We start from the raw sequence: 3,111 nt of genomic DNA, 5'->3' as shown, positions 1-3,111 counted from the left end.
GAGCCCAACGTGCTGTTGATGGACGAACCGTTCGGCGCCCTCGACCCGATCATCCGCAACAAGGCGCAGGAAGATCTGCTGGCGATCCAGAAGCGCTTCGGCACCACCATCATCCTGGTCACCCACGACATGGAAGAGGCCGTGCATATGGGCGACAAGATCGCGGTCATGGATGCCGGCAAGCTGGTGCAATACGCCAAGCCCGCCGAGATCCTGGCAAAGCCGGCAAGCGCCTTCGTCGAGACCCTGGTCGGCGCCAGCGAAAGGCCGTTCCGGCTGCTGTCGCTCGGTCGGGTCCGCGATGCCGTGGAGAAGGGCTCCGCCGAAGGCGAGGCGATCCCCGGCGACGCCAGCCAGCGTGACGCGCTGGCCGAATTGTTGTGGACGGGCCGGCCGGCGCTGCCGGTCAAAGGCGCCGATGGCAAGCCGCTTGGCCGCGTCACCGTCGACGGGCTGGTGAAGCGCGCGGCGAGGCCCGCATGAAGGCCTGGCTTCCATCGCTGCTCAGACTTGCCCTGGTGATGCTGCTCGTTGCCTTCGTCACCAATCCCGGCTGGTTCGTGCCGCTGCTGAAGCCGCTGACCGAAAACAATGCGCCGGTGATCTACAACCAGGGCAGCCTGCTGACGCTGACATTGCTGCATTTGCGCACGGTTCTGATCGCCACCGTGGCAGCAACCATCGTTGCGGTGGCGCTTGCCATCCTGGTCACCAGGCCCGCCGGCGCCGAATTCCTGCCGCTGTCGCGCAGCCTGGTCAACATCGGCCAGACCTTTCCGCCCGTGGCGGTGCTGGCACTCGCCGTGCCGGCCGTCGGCTTCGGCGAGAAGCCGACACTGATCGCGCTGTTTCTCTATGGCCTGCTGCCGATCTTCGAGAACGCGCTGACCGGCCTGACGACGCTACCTGCCAACGTCGTCGAGGCGGCGCGCGGCGCCGGCATGACCGGTTGGCAAAGGCTCACCAAGGTCGAGCTGCCGCTCAGCGCCCCGATCATTCTCGGCGGCATCAGGCTGTCGGTGGTGATCAGCCTTGCCACGGCGACCATCGGTTCGACCGTGGCAGCCAAAACGCTGGGCGAAGTGATCATCGCCGGGTTGTTATCCAACAATCTCGCCTTCATCCTGCAGGGCGGCCTGATCGTGGCAGCCCTTGCCGTGCTGATCTATGACGGCCTGTCGGCCATAGAGCGCTACACGGCGCGCCGGATGGGCCGGGAGGCAGAGTAGCCACGCCCTGCGTCAGGGCTAATTTCAATCGATCTAATCGCAGGGTGCTGACGGCAGCCGCCGCCTGGTCCCAACCATTTGGGCGAAAGCCGGGCAAAAACCGAACAATATCTTGACGTTCGCAGCCCTGTTTCGCATACACCGCTGCGAAGAGGCGGATTCCGTGCTCGGAATCCGGTCTTTGTCTCAACGGCCCAGGGAGGGGTTCTTTTGGGCCATCAATCGAGGAAAATCCGGCAATGACAATTATTTCCGCCGTCATCGCCTGCGGCCTGCTTTCAATCCTTTACGCCATCTGGGCGACACGTTCGGTCCTTGCGGCCGATCAGGGCAATGCACGCATGCAGGAAATCTCCGCGGCTATCCGCGAGGGCGCACAAGCCTATCTGGCGCGTCAGTACACCACCATCGCCATCGTTGGCGTCGTCGTCCTCGTGCTCGCCTGGTGGTTGCTGTCCATCACCGCCGCGATCGGCTTCCTGATCGGAGCGGTGCTTTCAGGCGCCGCCGGCTTCATCGGCATGCATGTCTCCGTTCGCGCCAACGTTCGCACGGCGCAGGCCGCATCGAACAGTCTCGCTGCCGGCCTCGACATCGCGTTCAAATCGGGCGCCATCACCGGCATGCTGGTTGCTGGCCTCGCCTTGCTCGGCGTGTCGATCTACTACCTCATCCTGACCCACTTCATGGGCCTCCAGCCCAATGACCGCATCGTCATCGACTCGCTGGTCTCGCTCGGCTTCGGCGCATCGCTGATCTCGATCTTCGCTCGTCTCGGCGGCGGCATCTTCACCAAAGGCGCCGACGTCGGTGGCGATCTCGTCGGCAAGGTCGAAGCCGGTATTCCCGAAGACGATCCGCGCAACCCGGCCACGATCGCCGACAATGTCGGCGACAATGTCGGCGACTGCGCCGGCATGGCCGCTGACCTGTTCGAAACCTATGCGGTGACTGTCGTCGCCACCATGGTTCTGGCTGCCATCTTCTTTGGCGGCACCGCCGTGTTGGGTGCGGCCATGCTTTATCCGCTCGCCATCTGCGGCGCCTGCATCCTGACCTCGATCGTCGGCACCTTCTTCGTCAAGCTCGGTTCCAACGGCTCGATCATGGGCGCACTCTACAAGGGCCTGATCGTCACTGGCCTGCTGTCCATCGTCGGCCTCGGCGTCGCCACCCAGGTGACGCTCGGCTGGGGTGAGGTCGGCACGGTCGCCGGCATGGTCATCACCGGCAAGAACCTGTTCATCTGCGGCCTGATCGGCCTCGTGGTGACCGGTCTCATCGTGGTCATCACCGAATACTACACCGGCACCAACAAGCGCCCGGTCAATTCCATCGCCCAGGCGTCGGTCACCGGTCACGGCACCAACGTCATCCAGGGCCTCGCGGTCTCGCTGGAATCGACGGCGCTGCCGGCGATCGTCATCGTCGGCGGCATCATCTCGACCTATCAGCTTGCCGGCCTCTTCGGTACGGCGATCGCGGTCACGACGATGCTCGGCCTTGCCGGCATGATCGTTGCGCTCGATGCCTTCGGCCCGGTCACCGACAATGCCGGCGGCATCGCCGAAATGGCCGGCCTGCCCAAGGAAGTGCGCCACTCCACCGACGCGCTCGACGCGGTCGGCAACACCACCAAGGCGGTGACCAAGGGCTACGCCATCGGCTCCGCTGGTCTCGGCGCATTGGTGCTGTTTGCCGCGTACTCGAACGACCTGAAGTTCTTCGCCGCCAATGGCGACAAATATCCCTACTTCCAGGGCATGGGCGAGATCTCCTTCGATCTCTCCAACCCATACGTCGTCGCCGGCCTGATCTTCGGCGGGCTGATCCCGTATCTGTTCGGCGGCATCGCCATGACGGCCGTCGGCCGTGCGGCGGG

General features: G+C 64.4%; 2 protein-coding genes and 1 pseudogene. All 3 read left to right on the top strand.

Annotated features, from left to right (window positions below):
* Nucleotides 1-483 (top strand): annotated as a pseudogene (locus tag EN969_RS23930) (ABC transporter ATP-binding protein); the annotation flags it as partial.
* Nucleotides 480-1,229, top strand: a complete 750-nt coding sequence (locus EN969_RS23925) for an ABC transporter permease (RefSeq protein WP_013532238.1) — start codon at nt 480-482, stop codon at nt 1,227-1,229. The pseudogene EN969_RS23930 and the gene EN969_RS23925, both read left to right, overlap by 4 nt.
* A 239-nt stretch (nt 1,230-1,468) precedes the next feature.
* The coding region (locus EN969_RS23920) for a sodium-translocating pyrophosphatase (protein WP_127419450.1) at nt 1,469-3,111 on the top strand (1,643 nt) is incomplete at its 3' end.

The sequence above is a fragment of the Mesorhizobium sp. M7A.F.Ca.CA.003.01.2.1 genome (assembly GCF_003998945.1).
In the GTDB taxonomy this organism is placed as follows: Bacteria; Pseudomonadota; Alphaproteobacteria; order Rhizobiales; family Rhizobiaceae; genus Mesorhizobium; species Mesorhizobium ciceri.
The sequence above is the reverse complement of the archived record's forward strand: the minus strand, read 5'-3'. Positions and strand labels throughout refer to the sequence as shown.

Bases quoted from the DNA above. Each gene is read 5' to 3' on its own strand.
- EN969_RS23925 (WP_013532238.1), top strand. From the start codon at position 480: ATGAAGGCCTGGCTTCCATCGCTGCTCAGACTTGCCCTGGTGATGCTG.